At 59.2% G+C, this 16,716-nt stretch carries 15 protein-coding genes; 10 read left to right on the top strand and 5 right to left on the bottom strand.

Annotation, left to right across the window (positions count from 1 at the left end):
• Positions 1-27: 27 nt before the first annotated feature.
• The 3 genes from AB7933_RS25085 to AB7933_RS25075 are packed head-to-tail and all read right to left on the bottom strand — an operon-like array spanning position 28 to position 3,758.
• Positions 28-942 carry a PLP-dependent cysteine synthase family protein gene (locus AB7933_RS25085; protein WP_024076882.1) on the bottom strand — a complete coding sequence of 305 codons (915 nt, stop codon included), beginning with the start codon at positions 940-942 and terminating at the stop codon, positions 28-30.
• A 24-nt stretch (positions 943-966) separates the two neighbouring features.
• Positions 967-2,829 (bottom strand): molybdopterin-synthase adenylyltransferase MoeB, encoded by a 1,863-nt coding sequence (gene moeB, locus AB7933_RS25080; protein WP_024076881.1) that lies wholly within the window; start codon positions 2,827-2,829, stop codon positions 967-969.
• A gap of 35 nt (positions 2,830-2,864) precedes the next feature.
• The gene (locus AB7933_RS25075) at positions 2,865-3,758 is read right to left on the bottom strand and encodes a DMT family transporter (protein ID WP_162163613.1); all 894 of its coding nucleotides are present in this window, start codon (positions 3,756-3,758) and stop codon (positions 2,865-2,867) included.
• Between the two features lie 160 nt (positions 3,759-3,918).
• Between AB7933_RS25075 and AB7933_RS25070 the strand changes: the two genes are divergently transcribed.
• Entirely contained in the window at positions 3,919-5,343 is a 1,425-nt protein-coding gene (locus tag AB7933_RS25070) for a PLP-dependent aminotransferase family protein (protein WP_024076879.1), read from the top strand.
• 111 nt (positions 5,344-5,454) lie between these two features.
• On the opposite strand, the gene ppsR is transcribed toward AB7933_RS25070, so the two are convergent.
• Positions 5,455-6,273 carry a posphoenolpyruvate synthetase regulatory kinase/phosphorylase PpsR gene (gene ppsR / locus AB7933_RS25065; RefSeq protein ID WP_024076878.1) on the bottom strand — a complete coding sequence of 273 codons (819 nt, stop codon included), beginning with the start codon at positions 6,271-6,273 and terminating at the stop codon, positions 5,455-5,457.
• A gap of 178 nt (positions 6,274-6,451) precedes the next feature.
• On the opposite strand from ppsR, the gene ppsA reads away from it, so the two are divergent.
• The 9 genes from ppsA (at position 6,452) to AB7933_RS25020 (ending at position 15,690) form a co-directional block, all read left to right on the top strand.
• The gene (ppsA, locus tag AB7933_RS25060) at positions 6,452-8,827 is read left to right on the top strand and encodes a phosphoenolpyruvate synthase (RefSeq protein WP_024076877.1); all 2,376 of its coding nucleotides are present in this window, start codon (positions 6,452-6,454) and stop codon (positions 8,825-8,827) included.
• Positions 8,828-8,932: 105 nt separating this feature from the next.
• A complete protein-coding gene (locus tag AB7933_RS25055; protein ID WP_024076876.1) occupies positions 8,933-9,922 on the top strand; it encodes an alpha/beta fold hydrolase in 990 nt (329 codons plus the stop codon).
• A gap of 189 nt (positions 9,923-10,111) precedes the next feature.
• On the top strand, positions 10,112-10,603 hold the full coding sequence (gene rraA, locus AB7933_RS25050; protein ID WP_024076875.1) for a ribonuclease E activity regulator RraA: 492 nt from the start codon (positions 10,112-10,114) through the stop codon (positions 10,601-10,603).
• Between the two features lie 24 nt (positions 10,604-10,627).
• Entirely contained in the window at positions 10,628-11,623 is a 996-nt protein-coding gene (locus AB7933_RS25045) for a zinc transporter ZntB (protein WP_024076874.1), read from the top strand.
• A gap of 86 nt (positions 11,624-11,709) precedes the next feature.
• Positions 11,710-11,955, top strand: coding sequence for a hypothetical protein (locus tag AB7933_RS25040; RefSeq protein ID WP_005790375.1), 246 nt, complete (start codon positions 11,710-11,712; stop codon positions 11,953-11,955).
• Between the two features lie 2 nt (positions 11,956-11,957).
• Entirely contained in the window at positions 11,958-12,782 is an 825-nt protein-coding gene (locus AB7933_RS25035; RefSeq protein WP_003175519.1) for a mechanosensitive ion channel family protein, read from the top strand.
• A gap of 87 nt (positions 12,783-12,869) precedes the next feature.
• Entirely contained in the window at positions 12,870-13,460 is a 591-nt protein-coding gene (gene sigX, locus AB7933_RS25030; protein WP_017845210.1) for an RNA polymerase sigma factor SigX, read from the top strand.
• 107 nt (positions 13,461-13,567) lie between these two features.
• Positions 13,568-14,548 carry an OmpA family protein gene (locus AB7933_RS25025; protein WP_024076873.1) on the top strand — a complete coding sequence of 327 codons (981 nt, stop codon included), beginning with the start codon at positions 13,568-13,570 and terminating at the stop codon, positions 14,546-14,548.
• A gap of 116 nt (positions 14,549-14,664) precedes the next feature.
• Positions 14,665-15,690: an IS110 family transposase gene (locus tag AB7933_RS25020; RefSeq protein ID WP_024074122.1), complete on the top strand. Its 1,026-nt coding sequence runs from the start codon at positions 14,665-14,667 to the stop codon at positions 15,688-15,690.
• A gap of 279 nt (positions 15,691-15,969) precedes the next feature.
• On the opposite strand, the gene cobA is transcribed toward AB7933_RS25020, so the two are convergent.
• Entirely contained in the window at positions 15,970-16,713 is a 744-nt protein-coding gene (cobA, locus tag AB7933_RS25015) for a uroporphyrinogen-III C-methyltransferase (RefSeq protein ID WP_024076872.1), read from the bottom strand.
• Between the last annotated feature and the right edge of the window lie 3 nt (positions 16,714-16,716).

Below are 16,716 nucleotides of genomic sequence, written 5' to 3'. Positions count from 1 at the left end.
CCGCATTCTGGATGGTTGGAAAACCGGTTATTCGAAACTGGGCAGGTAGCTGTCGGCATTGTCGTAGACCATGGTCAACACCACCGTTTCGGGCGGTAGTTCGGGGGCGAGTTGGGCGATGGCCACCATATTGGCGGCTGAGGACAGGCCCAGGCTGATGGCGTCGGTGCGCATGATGCGTTTCATCATGTCGATGCATGCCTGGCGCGAGACCTTGAGCATGCCGTCGATCACGTCCAGGTTGAGGATGCTCGGGATCAACCCGATCGACAGGCCCTGGATATGGTGCGGCGCGTGCTGGTTTTTCAGCAGGTCGCATTCCTCCGGCTCCACGCCCATCACGCGCAGGGCCGGCCAGGCGGCCTTGAGGGTTTCACCGATGCCGGTGATATGGCCGCCGGTACCGATGCCGCTGACAAAATAATCGACACGCCGGTCAGCGAAGGCACGCAGGATTTCCGGGGCGGTGGTGTCGCGGTGGGTCTGCGGGTTGGCGCCGTTGCGTTGCTGGTTGAGCATCACGTAGCTGGGGTTTTCCAGCTGCAGTTCCATGCACTTTTCACCGTGGGAATTGTTGCCCAGGCGACTGTCCGACAGCACCACCTTGGCGCCGTAGAGGCGTAGCAGTTTCTGTTTTTCGGGGCTGTAGTTATCCGGGATCACCAGCACTACTTTGTAGCCCAGCACGTTGCCCGCCATCACCAGGCCGATGCCGGTGTTGCCACCGCTGGGTTCGATGATGGTTTGCCCGGAGTCGCGGATCAGCACGCCCCGGCGTTCGGCGTCGAGGATCATGCCCAGGGCGATGCGCGCCTTGTGGCTGCCGCCGGGGTTGAGCGATTCCAGCTTGGCGTAGACCTCGATGCCGAGGTCTTCGGAAAACTGCGCCAGGCGCACGATCGGCGTATGGCCGATGGCGTCGAGTATGGAGTTATGCAACATCAGCTCATCATCCCAAATCGACGGTCAGTACAAAGGCATGTCGGGTTCGACATCGCGAACCCAGTGCTTCATGCCACCTTGCAGGACTTTGGTGTTGGCAAAACCGGCCGCCAGCAGTGTGCTGGCCGCTTGTTCGGCGCGGGTGCCGGCGTAGCAGATCAGGTAATGGGTGTTGTTCCGGCTGAGGCGACCGAGTTGGCCATCCAGCTCGGCCAGGGGGATATGCACCACCCCCGGTAATTTGCACACCTCGAGTTCGCTGGCATCGCGCACATCCAGCAGCACGTCGGCGCTGCTGTGGTGTTCGAGTACCTGCTTGAGTACGCGCGGCTTGATGTAGCGCTCTTCGGCCAGGGACGGTTGGCTGGGCACGGCATCTGCGCACACGGTCGGTGCCTGGGTTTCGCTGTGGCGCAGGTCAGAGCAGCACGGGCAGTCGGCGCGGCGCTTGAAACGGATTTCGCTGAATTTCATCGCCAGCGCGTCGAAGCGCATCAAGCGGCCAGACAAGGGCTCGCCCAGGCCGATCAAGAGCTTGATGGCTTCGGTGGCCTGGATCATCCCAACCACGCCCGGCAGTACGCCGATAACCCCGCCGGCGCTGCAGTTGGGCGCCAGTTCCGCCGGCGGAGCCTTGGGGAACAGGCAGCGGTAGCACGGGCCTCCTTTATAGTTGAGCACGCTGATCTGCCCGTCGAAACGGTAGATCGCCCCGTATACCAAGGGTTTGCCCAGTTGCACGCAGGCATCGTTGACCAGGTAGCGGGTGTCGAAGTTGTCGGTGCCATCAATGACCAGGTCGTAGGCACCCACCAGTTCCAGGGCGTTATCGGCATTCAGCGCGGTGTCGTGGGCGTTGATCTGGATATGGCGGTTGAGGTCCTGCAAGCGCTGCTTGGCAGATTCGACCTTGGGCATGCCGAGGGTACTGTTGCCATGCACGATCTGGCGTTGCAGGTTGCTGCTTTCCACCACATCGAAATCCACCAGGCCCAGGGTGCCGACGCCGGCCGCCGCCAGGTACAGGCTGATGGGCGAGCCCAGGCCACCGGTGCCGATGATCAGCACCTTGGCTTTCTTCAGGTTCAACTGGCCTTCGCGCCCAACGCCGGGCAGGGTGATATGGCGCACGTAGCGCTGTACTTCCTCATTACTCAGGGTGTCGACATCCATGCCGCCGGACGTGGCGAGCAGGACTTCGATCCTGGCCTTTTCCGGCAACCGGTCATCGGCGTCGATCAGCGCTTCCTCGGCGGTGAACAGGAAGTGCTCCTTGAGCTGGTTGTTCTTTTCGTGAAACAGGTGCGTGCGCAGCTGGGGGTGGCTGTCGCAGAGGCTTTCAATGACTTCGCGCAATGTCGATCCGGCGCCCTCGAGGGTCGATTCCGGCAGCTTGGCCACGCGAACCAGAATGTCGGGGAAAGAGACAGCGTTCATGGACAACTCCGTGTGCAGGTCGTTGAAGGGTTGAAGGGCGAAATGCTTGCCATCCCAGGCAAACAGCTTTGATCCCAGGGCCTGGCCTCGGCGAACATCCACCACCAGGTAGCTGACGGGGTAGATCGGCTCGCCCAGGAACAGCGCCTTGTCCTGGTCTTCGTCACTGAAGTAGGCGCCGACGTCCGGGTGGGAGTGGTAGATCACCACCACCGGGTTGTCGCTGCGAAACGCCTTGTTCATCAGCAGGGTGTCGGCTACCGAGAACGTGTAGCCGTTGGCCGCGCTGCGCGGATACATCTCGGGGTTCTTGCGGTGCAGCTCATTCTGGATATTGCTGCCCAGGTACACGCTGCCATCGGCGAAGACGAACCCACAGCATTCCTCGGGGTAGCTGCGGCTGGCGTGGGCGTAGATCTGTTCGAGGGCTTCTGGGCGAAGGACGGCCATGTTTCTCTCGCGTTTCTGTGTGAGGGCCGGGAGGGTCAATTTTTCTTGGCCATGAGTTTTTCAATGGGCAACTTGGTGATCGCAAAGCCGGCCAGCAGGATGGCCGAGTACAGCATCAAGTCGCGGGAAATCGTCACGCCTTCGTACCAGGCGCCGATGATCACCGCGAACACCGGGAAGATGATGAACACGAATGACAGGATGATCGGGCTCAGGCGCTTGAGCAGCATGAAATACACGATGAACCCACCCACCGAGGCGACCAGCCCCAGGTAGAACAGGGCGCTCCAGGAGCGCAGGGTGATGGCTTCGAAGGTCGGCGCTTCAAACCACAGCCCGGCGACGAACAGCATCAGCCCGGCAATCCCGATGGGCAGCGTGTTGTAGGTGATCACGCTGATGGCGCTGCCTTTCTGCTTGGTAATGACGTAGCACAGGGCATGCATGATCGCGGCGCTCAGAATCGCCAGCACCCCGAAGAACTCGGCGTGGTCCAGGTGCAGGCCCTGGCTCTTGATGATCATGTACAGGCTGCCGAAGCCGATACCGATGCCGACCACTTGGGAAAAATAGATGCGCTCGCGCAGGAACAGTGCGGAAAAAATCAGGATGAACACCGGCATGCAGCTGAACAGCAGGGCGGTGAGGCCGGACGACACATGCATCTCACCGTAGTTGAGCAGGTAATAGGGCACGCTGAAGTAGGACAGGGTCACGAACACGAAGAACCAGCGGCTTTCCCTGGGGAACAGGATCGGCTCACGGCGCACCATGGCGAAACACAGGAACAGCGGGAAGGCGATAAGGAAGCGCAGGCCGGCGGAGGTCAGCGGCGGCACGCTCTCCACGGCGATCTTGATGCCCAGCCAGGTAGTGCCCCAACTCAGGCACACGATGAGAAACATCACACTGGTCACCAGCCCGGCCAACCACTGTTTTTGAGTTTTTGTTTTTGCAGTGTTTTCGAGAACGGCGGACATTGGCATCGTTTATTACTTCCCTGAGCCGGAATTGAACTCTATATTGAACTTGTAATGAGTTATTTTTTTGGCTGATTGAACCCGTAAAAGCACACTATTAGGGCGAAAGATGACTGTCAAAACAAATATTGACATGGTGTCAATTATGCGTGAGGGGTTATCCAACGGGCAGGGCGTCAAGTACAAGCGCCTGTCCGATGTCATGGAACGGGGTATCCTCGAAGGCTTGATTGAACCGGGACGAAAACTACCGCCCCACCGGGTGCTTTCCGACAATCTGGGCGTGACTATCGGCACTATCAGCCGGGCCTACGGCGAACTCGAACGCCTCGGCCTGGTGGTGGCGCGAGTCGGTGACGGCACGTTCGTGCGCAAGCGTGGGATGGAGCGACAGCGTGATGAAGGCTTTCGTAACTTCAGCGAAGAGCCGCGGCAGTACTTTGATATGAGCCGCAACATGCATATCCCGGGGCAGGAGACGTTATTCCTGGCCCAGAGCTTCCAAACCCTGTCGACCAATGCCAAGTTCCTCCAGGACATCAGCGCCTACACCCCTGACGCCGGCCTGCCGCGTTACCGTGAAGCCGGTGCGCAATGGCTGGTGCAGCGCGATTTCCATCCGATTCCCGAACAGGTCATCTGCGTCAACGGCGGCCAGCATGGGTTGTTGTGCGCGATGATGGCGCTGTTGCGTGCAGGCGATACGGTGGTCACCGAACAGTTGACCTACCCTGGCCTGATCACCGCCGCGCGCATGCTGGGTGTGCGTCTGATCGGCCTGGAGATGGATGAAGAGGGCGTGCTGCCGGGAGCGCTGGATGAAGTCTGTCGTAATCACCGGGTTTCGGCGTTGTATTGCACGCCGACCATCCAGAATCCTACGACGGCGGTCTTGTCGGTCGCACGTCGCGAGGCTTTGGTCAAAGTGTGCCGCGAGCACAACCTGCTGATTCTTGAAGATGAAGCCCACGGCGTGCTGGTAGAAGATCGGCCGCCGCCTCTCAGCTATTTCGCGCCTGAGCGTACGATTTTGATCAGCAGCCTGAGCAAGGCGGTATCGGCCGGTTTACGCGTGGGTTACGTGCACGCGCCACCGGCGCTGGTCAGCCGTATCTCGGCGGCCTTGCGCTCGACCTGCTGGATGGCCACCCCCGTGACCCTGGAACTGGCCACCCAATGGATCGAAAACGGCACGGCGGAATACCTGCTGCGCCAGCAGATCAACGAGATCAGCCGGCGCAAAGCGCTGGTGCGCGACCTGTTGGCCGGGCTGGAATACCGCACCCATCTCAATAGCCCGCATTTCTGGATTGAAGTCCCAGAGCCCTGGCGCGCGTCGGAAATCGAGGCAGAGCTCAAGCAGAACAATTACCTGATCGCCACCGCCGAAGCGTTCGCCGTCGGGCAAACGGCTGTGCCGCAGTTTATTCGAGCGAGTATCTGCAATACGTCCGGCGATGATCAGTTGTTGCGGGCCGGGTTCGATGCGTTGGCGACGGCGTTGGGGCAGGGCGGTGGGCGGTTCCACCTGTAGCGAGGGGCGTTGTTGGGGGGAGCGGGCTTCTTTGTGGCGAGCGGGCTTGTTGTGGCAAGCCCGCTCGCCACAACAAGCCCGTTCACCACCGTTAAGCAGCGTCTCAATGCATTATTTGAAGCGTCGCTCGACGCCTTTCTCCACCAGAATCTTCGCCGAAATCTCCTCCACCGAAAAATGCGTGGAATTGATATGCGCAATATTCTCGCGACGGAACAGATTTTCCACTTCACGCACTTCGAATTCGCACTGGGCATAGCTGGAGTAGCGGCTGTTGGGCTTGCGCTCGTTGCGAATGGCCGTGAGGCGGTCCGGGTCGATGGTCAGGCCGAAGAGCTTATGTGAATGCGCGCGCAGGGCGGCCGGCAACGTCAGGTGCTCCATGTCGTCCTCGGTCAACGGGTAGTTGGCCGCACGGATACCGAATTGCATCGCCATGTACAGACAGGTGGGCGTTTTGCCGCAGCGGGACACGCCGACCAGAATCAGATCGGCCTTGTCGTAGTAGTGGGTACGGGCGCCGTCATCGTTGTCGAGGGCGAAGTTCACCGCCTCGATACGCTCCATGTAATTGGAGTTATGCCCAATGGAATGGGACTTTCCGACCGAATAAGAGGAGTGTTCGCTCAACTCCTGTTCCAGCGGCGCCAGGAAGGTCGAGAAAATATCGATCATGAAACCATTGGAGGTTGCGAGGATCTCACGGATGTCTTGATTGACGATGGTGTCGAAAATGATCGGCCGAAAGCCGTCTTTTTCTGCCGCCAGATTGATTTGTTGTACCATGGCCCGCGCTTTATCCACGTTGTCGATATAGGGCCGCGTGAATTTGGCGAAGGTAATGTTTTCGAACTGCGCGAGCAGGCTCTGACCCAGGGTTTCGGCTGTAATGCCGGTGCCGTCGGAGATAAAGAAAGCAGATCGTTTCATTTGAGCCCTGGGCCTTAAGCTGATGGCGAATCTTGGATATGATAGGCGCGATTTTGCCGTCCCGCAGTGGGCCGCATTCTCACTTATTTTCCAGGTCCAGGCCACAAGCGCTGGCGAATGCTCCAACTGAGCAGCCGGCGTCCTGAGCTTTTCCAACACAGAAAGTGGAGAGATCACCTTGGTAGAGTACGTAGTTTCCCTCGATAAGCTCGGCGTCCATGATGTAGAGCACGTAGGGGGCAAGAACGCATCCCTCGGCGAGATGATCAGTAATCTTGCAGGCGCTGGTGTCTCGGTGCCCGGTGGTTTTGCCACCACTGCCCAGGCTTACCGCGATTTCCTCGAACTGAGCGGTCTCAACGCCCAGATCCACGCCGCGCTGGATGCCCTGGACGTCGATGACGTCAACGCCCTGGCCAAGACCGGCGCCCAGATCCGTCAATGGATCATGGAAGCCGAGTTCCCCGAGAAGCTCAACGAAGAAATCCGTACGGCCTTCGCCACCCTGTCGGCCGGCAACCCGGACATGGCCGTCGCCGTGCGTTCCTCGGCCACCGCCGAAGACTTGCCCGACGCCTCCTTCGCCGGCCAGCAGGAAACCTTCCTCAACATCCGCGGCGTGGAAAACGTGATCCGCGCGGCCAAGGAAGTGTTTGCCTCGCTGTTCAACGACCGTGCCATTTCCTACCGGGTCCACCAGGGTTTCGACCACAAGCTGGTGGCCCTGTCTGCCGGTGTGCAGCGCATGGTGCGTTCTGAAACCGGCACCGCCGGCGTGATGTTCACCCTCGATACCGAGTCGGGCTTCCGTGACGTGGTGTTTATCACCGGCGCCTACGGCCTGGGTGAAACCGTCGTACAAGGTGCGGTCAACCCCGATGAATTCTACGTACACAAGGGCACCCTCGAAGCGGGTCGCCCGGCCATCCTGCGCCGCAACCTGGGCAGCAAGGCCATCAAGATGATCTACGGCGACGAGGCCAAGGCCGGTCGCTCGGTGAAAACCGTTGATGTGGACAAGGCCGAGCGCGCGCGTTTCTGCCTGACCGACGCTGAAGTCAGCGAACTGGCCAAGCAGGCGATGATCATCGAGAAGCACTACCAGTGCCCGATGGACATCGAGTGGGCCAAGGACGGTGATGACGGCAAGCTGTATATCGTGCAGGCGCGTCCCGAGACCGTGAAGAGCCGCACTTCGGCCAATGTCATGGAGCGCTACCTGCTCAAGGAAACCGGCACCGTGCTGGTGGAAGGCCGAGCCATTGGCCAGCGCATTGGCGCCGGCAAGGTGCGGATCATCAAGGACGTGTCCGAAATGGACAAAGTCCAGCCCGGCGACGTGCTGGTCTCCGACATGACCGACCCGGACTGGGAGCCGGTGATGAAGCGCGCCAGCGCTATCGTCACCAACCGTGGCGGGCGTACCTGCCACGCGGCGATCATCGCCCGTGAACTGGGGATCCCGGCGGTCGTGGGCTGCGGCAATGCGACCCAGTTGCTCAAAGATGGCCAGGGCGTGACCGTTTCCTGCGCCGAAGGCGACACCGGCTTCATCTTCGAAGGCGAGTTGGGCTTCGACATCAAGCAAAACTCCATCGACGCCATGCCGGACCTGCCGTTCAAGATCATGATGAACGTCGGTAACCCGGACCGTGCCTTCGACTTCGCGCAGTTGCCGAACGCCGGCGTGGGTCTGGCCCGCCTGGAGTTCATCATCAACCGCATGATCGGCGTGCACCCCAAAGCCCTGCTGAACTACGACGGCCTGCCACAGGACATCAAGGACAGCGTCGACAAACGCATCGCCGGCTACAACGACCCGGTGGGCTTCTATGTCGAGAAGCTGGTGGAAGGCATCAGCACCCTGGCGGCTGCGTTCTACCCGAAAAAGGTCATCGTGCGCCTCTCGGACTTCAAGTCCAACGAATACGCCAACCTGATCGGCGGCAAGCTCTACGAGCCGGAAGAAGAAAACCCGATGCTGGGCTTCCGCGGTGCCTCGCGTTACATCAGCGAAGCGTTCCGTGATTGCTTCGAGCTTGAATGCCGCGCCCTCAAGCGCGTGCGCAACGAGATGGGCCTGACCAACGTTGAAATCATGGTGCCGTTCGTACGCACCCTGGGTGAAGCGAGCCAGGTTGTGGATTTGCTGGCCGAAAACGGCCTGTCCCGTGGTGAGAACGGCCTGCGCGTCATCATGATGTGCGAACTGCCGTCCAACGCCATCCTGGCCGAAGAGTTCCTCGAGTTCTTCGACGGCTTCTCCATCGGCTCCAACGACCTGACCCAGCTGACCTTGGGCCTGGACCGCGACTCAGGGATCATCGCGCACCTGTTCGACGAGCGTAACCCGGCGGTCAAGAAGCTGCTGGCCAACGCCATCCAGGCTTGTAACAAGGCTGGCAAGTACATCGGTATCTGCGGCCAAGGCCCTTCCGACCACCCTGACCTGGCCAAATGGTTGATGGAGCAGGGCATCGAAAGCGTCTCGCTGAACCCCGATTCGGTGCTGGAAACCTGGTTCTTCCTGGCGGAAGGCCAAGCGTCCGCCTAAGGTCGACGCGTCAAAAGTGCCGGTCAATCGTCAGGTTGGCCGGCATTCTTATCTGTACAGGGCGGAACTCCTTCCGGACGCCGCCCTTTTTTGTGCAAGAGCATTATGCAAAGCAGCAGCAACCTGTTTCCCGTCGCCCTGATCAGCGCTGAACGTCGTGGCGACCTGAGTGAAGATGTGTATCGACTCAAACCCGGTAACAGTCCCGACGGCACCGTCGAGCTGGCCGTCACCCGGTTGGGCCTGGCCGATGTCCCGGAAAACCGGGGCATTCCGGTTATCTTGTTGCATGGCAGTTTTTCCAATCGACGCTTTTGGTATTCGCCCAAGGGCATTGGTCTGGGGGCCTATTTGGCGCGCCAGGGATTCGACGTGTGGATCCCGGAAATGCGCGGGCATGGGTTGTCCCGGCGCAACCAACAGTACGCCCGCAACCGCGTTGCCGACTATGCCCGCTACGATTTGCCGGCGATCGGCGCGTTTGTGCGCGAGCAAAGTGCGCAGGTTCCGCACTGGGTCGGCCATTCCCTCGGCGCCACTACCCTGGCAGCGGCCTTGGGGGGGAAGCACCTGGGAGCGCCGGCAGTTGCCTCGGTGGCCTTGTTTGGCTGCCAGGTGAGTCGCACCCACTGGCCATTGAAAATTCCACCGGTGGAGTGGACCGGCCGCTTGTTCTTGAAACGTTTTGGCCAGGTCTCTGGCGCTCGGCTCAAGCGTGGCCCGGAGGATGAACCGGCTGGTGTGATGATTGAGGCCATGCGCTGGAATGGCCTGTTTGGACGCTTTGGCGATGGCAAGCAGGACTGGTGGAAAGGCCTGGCCGATGTGGACGTACCGCTGCTGGCCGTCAGTGCCGCGGGCGACCGGCAGGACCCGGATTGGGCGTGCCGCAAGCTGTTCGAGCAAGTCGGCTCCGAGCACCGCCAATACCTGTGCCTGGGACGCCAGCAAGGTTTTACCGGGGACTTCGGGCATGTGGAAATGCTGGTCAGCAAACCCGCCCAGATCGAGGTGTGGCCGCTGGTGGAGCAATGGTTGAAAGATCCGCTGACACCCTCGCTGGGTGCCAGGCCTGAGGCTTTGGTCGTAGTTTGACGCAGCGCTCTGCCAAGGGCGTTTCGCTCGTGTGTGGTTGCGGCTAAGATATGACGCGTTAATCGCTTCTGGTCATATTCAGTCGCGCAGTGGTTATTGCGTTGCGACGAAGCGGATGGGATGTTGCGCACCGGCCCAGGCTGGCGCTTCTTTCGAAAGACTCTTCTTTGACAGAAAGGAATTTTTTCAATGAACCATTACGTGACCCCCGACTTGTGCGACGCCTACCCGGAACTGGTGCAGGTGGTCGAGCCGATGTTCAGCAACTTCGGCGGTCGAGACTCCTTTGGCGGCGAGATTGTCACCATTAAATGCTTCGAAGATAACTCTCTGGTCAAGGAACAGGCCGACCAGCCAGGTACCGGCAAGGTATTGGTGGTCGACGGTGGTGGTTCGCTGCGCCGTGCGCTGCTGGGCGACATGATCGCCGAAAAAGCCGCGAAAAACGGTTGGGAAGGCCTGGTGATCTACGGCTGCATCCGGGATGTCGACGTGATCGCCCAGACCGACCTGGGGGTGCAGGCCCTGGCCAGCCATCCGATGAAGACCGACAAGCGCGGTATTGGCGACTTGAACGTGGCGGTCACCTTTGCGGGTGTGACGTTTCGCCCGGGTGAATACATCTACGCCGACAATAATGGCGTGATCGTGTCGCCCAGCCCGCTGAAAATGCCTGAATAAACCGCAATAGCCAACGGGGTGAGGATGTTCGAGGAAGAAAACGCGCAATGGGGGCTGGTGCATGCCCTGGTGCTGGACGGTAAAGGCGGTGCGCGTTCGATTGCCCGGACTGAGCTCGACGATTTGCATATGCAGCCCCAGGAAAGCCTGTGGCTGCATTGGGACCGCAGCCATCCCCAGACCCAGACCTGGTTGCGCACCTCCAGCGGCTTGAGCGAATTCGCCTGTGACCTGCTGCTGGAAGAGAACACCCGGCCGCGCCTGTTGCCGCTGCCGGACGCCGAATTGCTGCTGTTCCTGCGTGGGGTCAACCTCAACCCGGGCGCGGAGCCTGAGGACATGGTCTCGGTGCGTATTTTTGCCGCAGCCAGCCGTGTGATCTCCCTGCGTTTGCGCCCGCTGCGTGCCACCGATGAATTGCTGGTGCAACTGGAGGAGGGCACCGGGCCCAAGACCGCATCCGAACTCATCCTTTATATGGCGCAGTACCTCACTCATAAAGTGCAGGATCTGGTCTCGGACCTGTCTGAAATCGTCGATATCGAGGAAGAAAAACTGGATGCCGACGAACGGTATACTCCGGAGCATGGCAGCGTTTTGCAGATCCGTCGGCGAGCGGCCGGGCTCAAGCGTTTCCTGTTCCCGCAGCGGGATATTTTTGCCCAGCTGACGCGGATCAAATTGCCGTGGTTTTGTGATGACGATGCCGACTACTGGAACGAATTGAACAACAGCCTGACCCGCTACCTGGAAGAGCTCGAATTGACCCGGGAGCGCGTGGGGCTTGTGCTTGAGACCGAAGACCGGCGCTTGAGCGTGCGCATGAACCGCACCATGTACCGCTTTGGGATCATCACCGGGATTTTCCTGCCGATGAGCTTTCTGACCGGCCTGCTGGGGATCAATGTGGGGGGGATTCCGTTCTCTTCCAGCCCCTACGGATTTGTGATTGCCTGCCTGCTGATGGTCTCGGTGGCGCTCGGACAATGGTGGCTATTTCGACGATTGCGCTGGGTTTGACCTGAATATGAGCTGAACGTAGGAAGGGTCCCATGTGACCTCAAGAATTTTACCCTCGTCTTTTAAAACACTTGCGAGAGGTCTTTATGCACGATCCGTTCGAACAGTCTTTGCGTGACATGCTCAATGCCTCGCCGTCCAACCGCGACGACGATGCTTGCCTGGGTCGCGTGTTGAAAACCGCCAACCGTCAGGTGGGTGCGGGGGACCTGTTCGGCCTGCTCGGTCGGTGGTTACCGGCGTTGATGATGGCCCTGAACAACGGTTCAGCCCATGTATCGCCGGTTTCCCGTCGTAAACCTCTTGCTCGCACTGCTGATAAGGCTGATTGAATATGGAACTTGATCTCTGGACCCAGAGCCTGGTCACCGCGATGACCGCATTGTGGACCAAGGTGGCGAATTTCATTCCCAACCTGTTTGGGGCGCTGGTCCTGGTGCTGCTGGGCTTTGTCGTGGCCAAGCTGCTCGACACCCTGCTGTCCAAATTGCTCGCGAAACTGGGCCTTGATCGCCTGATGGCAGGTACCGGGCTGACCAAGCTGCTCGGCCGCGCCGGTCTGCAAGTGCCGATTTCGACCTTGATCGGCAAGATCGTCTATTGGTTCGTATTGCTGATTTTTCTGGTTTCCGCGGCTCAATCCCTTGGACTTGAGCGAGTTTCAGCTACGCTCGACATGCTTGCGCTGTATTTACCGAAGGTTTTCGGTGGCGCGCTGGTCCTGCTTGTCGGCGTTTTGCTGGCGCAACTGGCCAATGGGCTGGTGCGCGGGGCTGCCGAAGGGGTAGGGCTGGACTATGCGGCAGGCCTGGGACGAATTGCCCAGGGGCTGGTGATCATCATCAGTATTTCCGTCGCGATCAGCCAGTTGGAGGTCAAGACTGACCTGCTCAACCATGTGATTGTGATTGTTTTGATTACCGTTGGTCTGGCCGTTGCGCTGGCCATGGGGTTGGGAAGCCGGGAAATTGCCGGCCAGATTCTTGCGGGAATCTACGTGCGTGAGTTGTATCAGGTGGGGCAGCAAGTGCGTGTGGGCGAGGTCGAAGGGCAAATCGAGGAGATCGGCACGGTCAAGACAACGGTGCTGACCGATGACGGCGACCTGGTGTCGCTGTCCAATCGGATTCTCCTGGAGCAGCAGGTCAGTAGCCGCTAACGCGGCAAACCCTGCTAATGTACGCCGCCGCGAACCTGGGTGACCGGATTGCAGCGGACATTGACCTGACTGTCGGCACGACTTGTTTTGAATAAAGCCCAAACGCTGTCCACGCGCTATGACCCCCGTGAGCTCTCTGATGAGGAGTTGGTCGCGCGCGCGCACACGGAGCTGTTTCACGTAACTCGTGCGTACGAAGAATTGATGCGCAGATATCAACGCACTCTGTTCAACGTTTGTTCAAGGTATTTAGGGAACGATAGAGATGCGGATGATGTCTGTCAGGAAGTGATGCTCAAGGTGCTGTACGGCCTGAAGAACTTCGAGGGCAAATCGAAGTTCAAGACCTGGCTCTACAGCATCACGTACAACGAGTGCATCACGCAGTATCGGAAGGAACGGCGAAAGCGTCGCTTGATGGACGCCTTGAGTCTCGACCCCCTTGAGGAGGCGTCTGAAGAAAAGACGCCGGCACCCGAGGAGAAGGGTGGACTTGATCGCTGGTTGGTGCATGTGAACCCGATTGACCGGGAAATTCTGGTGCTACGATTTGTCGCAGAGCTGGAGTTTCAGGAAATCGCCGACATCATGCACATGGGTTTGAGTGCTACAAAAATGCGTTACAAACGTGCTCTTGATAAATTACGTGAGAAATTTGCGGGCGAGACTGAAACTTAGTGCGTGGCAAATATCTCTTACGTGTAGGCAAGTTCTGTTAGACTTGTCGCCGAGTTGTCCCCCGGTTTGTGGGACTGCTTTACAATCACCAGATGGGGATTTAACGGATGAAACTGAAAAACACCTTGGGCTTGGCCATTGGTACTCTTATTGCCGCTACTTCTTTCGGCGCGCTGGCACAAGGCCAAGGCGCAGTTGAAGGCCAGCTGTTCTACAAAAAGCAGTTCAACGATAGCGTCAAGCACATCGAAGACGGCTATAACCCTGGCGCTAGCATCGGTTACTTCATTACCGACGACGTGTCGGTTAACCTGAACTACGACACCACCAACCACACCCGTTCGAACGACGGTACTGGCAACCAGAAGATCAAAGGTGACACTGGCAGCGTGACTGCTCAGTACCACTTTGGTCAGGCCGGTGTTGACTCCCTGCGTCCATACGTAGAAGGTGGTTTCGGTCACCAGAGCCGTACCAACGTACAGGCTGACGGCCACAGCGGTCGCGACCAGTCGACCCTGGCTATCGCTGGCGCTGGTGTGAAGTACTACTTCACCAACAACCTGTTCGCTCGTGCTGGCGTTGAGTCTGACTACAACCTGGACAACGGCAAGTGGGACTACTCCGCACTGGTTGGCCTGGGCGTGAACTTCGGCGGTAACGCTGGCGCAGCTGCTCCAGCTCCTACCCCAGCACCAGCTCCAGAGCCAGTTCCAGAGCCAGAAGCTCCGGTTGCTCAGGTTGTTCGTGTTGAGCTGGACGTCAAGTTCGACTTCGACAAGGCCGTTGTTAAGCCTAACAGCTACGGCGACGTGAAAAACCTGGCCGACTTCATGGCTCAGTACCCAGCTACCAACGTAGAAGTTGCTGGTCACACTGACTCCGTAGGTCCAGACGCTTACAACCAGAAGCTGTCCCAGCGTCGTGCTGACGCTGTTAAGCAAGTCCTGGTTAAAGACGGCGTTGCTCCTAGCCGTATCACCGCAGTAGGTTACGGCGAATCCCGCCCAGTTGCTGACAACGCAACTGAAGCTGGTCGTGCCATCAACCGTCGCGTAGAAGCGTCGGTAGAAGCTACCGCTAAGTAAGTAATTACTGAGTGGTAGAAAAAAGCCCGGCTTAGGCCGGGCTAATGAGATGGTCACCCCCACACCCTGCGAGGGCTACGCTTTCGCAGGGTGTTTTGTTTTTGGAGGCCATCATCATGAGCGAGTCAGCACTGATCGGGATCGATCTCGGCAAACATAATTTCCACCTTCTGGGCCAAGACAAATCGGGCCGCGAGGTGTTTCGCAAAAAGCTCTCGCGAGCGCAGATGATGCGGTTCTTCGGCAACTTGCCGAGCTGCGTCGTGGTAACGGAAGCCTGTGCCGGCTCTCACTTCATCGCCCGTCAGCTTGCGGCGATGGGGCATACGACCAAGTTGATTTCACCGCAGTTTGTCCGCCCTTTCGTCAAGGGCAACAAAAATGACTTTATCGACGCAGAGGCCATTTGCGAGGCGGCTTCCCGTCCGTCCATGCGCTTCGTTACGCCTAAAACCGAGTCTCAGCAAACCCTGTCTGTCCTGCATCGCATGCGCGAGTCGTTGGTGCATGACCGCACCAAGACAGCCAATCAGATGCACGGTTTCCTGCTGGAATTTGGCATCAGCCTGCCCAAAGGCTCAGCCATCATGAAGCGTTTGGCAGCTGTTTTGGCCGAGCATGAGCTGCCTGTGCGGCTGACAGTGCTGTTGCAACGCCTGCACGATCACTTCGTTTACCTGGATGAACAGATCAAGGAACTGGACAAACAACTGGCTTGCCAGCTGGCCGACGATGATCTGGGGAGCCGTTTGCTTAGCATGCCGTGTGTCGGTCCGATCACCGCCAGCCTTCTGGCTGTAGAAATGGGCGATGGCAAGCAATACCGATGCAGTCGCGATTTTGCGGCTTCAGTGGGCTTGGTGCCGCGACAGTACAGCACGGGCGGCAAAGCCAATTTGTTGGGGATCAGCAAGCGGGGTGACAAGCACCTGCGGCAACTGCTGGTGCAATGCTCCAGGGTTTACATGCAGAGGCTGGATCATCAGAAGGGGGCTTTGGCCGACTGGGTGCGAGCGCTGCTGCGCCGACGACACTCGAATGTGGTGGCCTGTGCCCTGGCCAACAAACTGGCGCGTATCGCTTGGGCGATAGCGGCTCACCATGCGCAATATGAAGCAGGGCCAGACGCCTTGAACGCCTGACCCTGCGGTTGTTGCAGTACCACAATTCACCCTTCAGGTTTTGCGATAGCTGAACAACGGATGACGTGAACGGCCTACCGGCCTGGCGAAGATCCTGACATAAAAATCGGCTTCAGAAGCCGACGGGCTTTTAAGGATCGTCAGGCGCGACTCTCATCGTGGCGCTGGGGCAAGCCCCAAACAGACGCCGGATAGATTTAAGCAAGCCAACCACATCGCCCGTTAATCAGTATTGCAAAAATGGGGGGGACCATAGATTTTTTTCGCCTGGAATTTGCCTCAGGCGCTGGCGGCTTCTGTCAGCTGGGCGACCTGTGCCATGCCGGCCACCTGGCCAATCACCAGGATTGCCGGGCTCTTCAGGGCGAACGCCTGCGCATCCTCGTGCATGCGCCACAGCTCGCTGCGGCACTCGCGTTGCTGCGCCAGCGAGGCATTTTCGATCATCGCCACTGGCGTATCCGCCGCCATGCCGCCTTCAAGCAATTGCTCGCGAATCTCCTCCAGCTTCGCCACGCCCATGTAAACCACCAGCGTCGTACCACCCTCGGCCAAGGCTCGCCAGTTCAGGCGGCTGTCGTCCTGAGTATGTGCGGTGACCAGCGTTACGCCGCGACTGACCCCTCGCAACGTCAGGGGAATATCGCAATTCGTCGCCCCTGCCAGCCCTGCTGTGATTCCGTTGACCAACTCCACCTCGACCCCACGCTCGCGCAGCCAGGTGGCCTCTTCGCCACCCCGGCCGAAAATGCAGGGGTCGCCGCCCTTGAGGCGCACCACGCATTTGCCCTGGCGCGCATAGCGCAGCATCAGGCGGTGGATAAAATCCTGCGGCGTCGAGCGACAGCCGCCGCGTTTGCCGACGGTAATCACTCGCGCATCGCCGCAATGCTCCAGCACCGCCGGGTTGACCAGGTCATCGATCAGCACCACATCGGCGGCGTGCATCGCCCGTACCGCCTTGAGGGTCAGCAACTCCGGATCACCGGGGCCTGCGCCCACCAGCCAGACTTTTGCGCTCATTTT

This window comes from Pseudomonas gorinensis, assembly GCF_042015035.1.
Classification (GTDB): domain Bacteria; phylum Pseudomonadota; class Gammaproteobacteria; order Pseudomonadales; family Pseudomonadaceae; genus Aquipseudomonas; species Aquipseudomonas gorinensis.
Note: the sequence above shows the minus strand (reverse complement) of the source record. Positions and strands in the feature narration are given on the sequence as shown.

Excerpts from the sequence above, each read along its gene's own strand:
- AB7933_RS25035 (WP_003175519.1), top strand. The coding sequence starts at position 11,958 with ATGGAACTTGATCTCTGGACCCAGAGCCTGGTCACCGCGATGACCGCA.
- AB7933_RS25025 (WP_024076873.1), top strand. The coding sequence starts at position 13,568 with ATGAAACTGAAAAACACCTTGGGCTTGGCCATTGGTACTCTTATTGCC.
- AB7933_RS25045 (WP_024076874.1), top strand. The coding sequence starts at position 10,628 with ATGTTCGAGGAAGAAAACGCGCAATGGGGGCTGGTGCATGCCCTGGTG.
- moeB (WP_024076881.1), bottom strand. The coding sequence starts at position 2,829 with ATGGCCGTCCTTCGCCCAGAAGCCCTCGAACAGATCTACGCCCACGCC.
- AB7933_RS25070 (WP_024076879.1), top strand. The coding sequence starts at position 3,919 with ATGACTGTCAAAACAAATATTGACATGGTGTCAATTATGCGTGAGGGG.
- AB7933_RS25085 (WP_024076882.1), bottom strand. The coding sequence starts at position 942 with ATGTTGCATAACTCCATACTCGACGCCATCGGCCATACGCCGATCGTG.
- ppsR (WP_024076878.1), bottom strand. The coding sequence starts at position 6,273 with ATGAAACGATCTGCTTTCTTTATCTCCGACGGCACCGGCATTACAGCC.
- rraA (WP_024076875.1), top strand. The coding sequence starts at position 10,112 with ATGAACCATTACGTGACCCCCGACTTGTGCGACGCCTACCCGGAACTG.
- AB7933_RS25020 (WP_024074122.1), top strand. The coding sequence starts at position 14,665 with ATGAGCGAGTCAGCACTGATCGGGATCGATCTCGGCAAACATAATTTC.
- cobA (WP_024076872.1), bottom strand. The coding sequence starts at position 16,713 with ATGAGCGCAAAAGTCTGGCTGGTGGGCGCAGGCCCCGGTGATCCGGAG.
- AB7933_RS25055 (WP_024076876.1), top strand. The coding sequence starts at position 8,933 with ATGCAAAGCAGCAGCAACCTGTTTCCCGTCGCCCTGATCAGCGCTGAA.
- AB7933_RS25040 (WP_005790375.1), top strand. The coding sequence starts at position 11,710 with ATGCACGATCCGTTCGAACAGTCTTTGCGTGACATGCTCAATGCCTCG.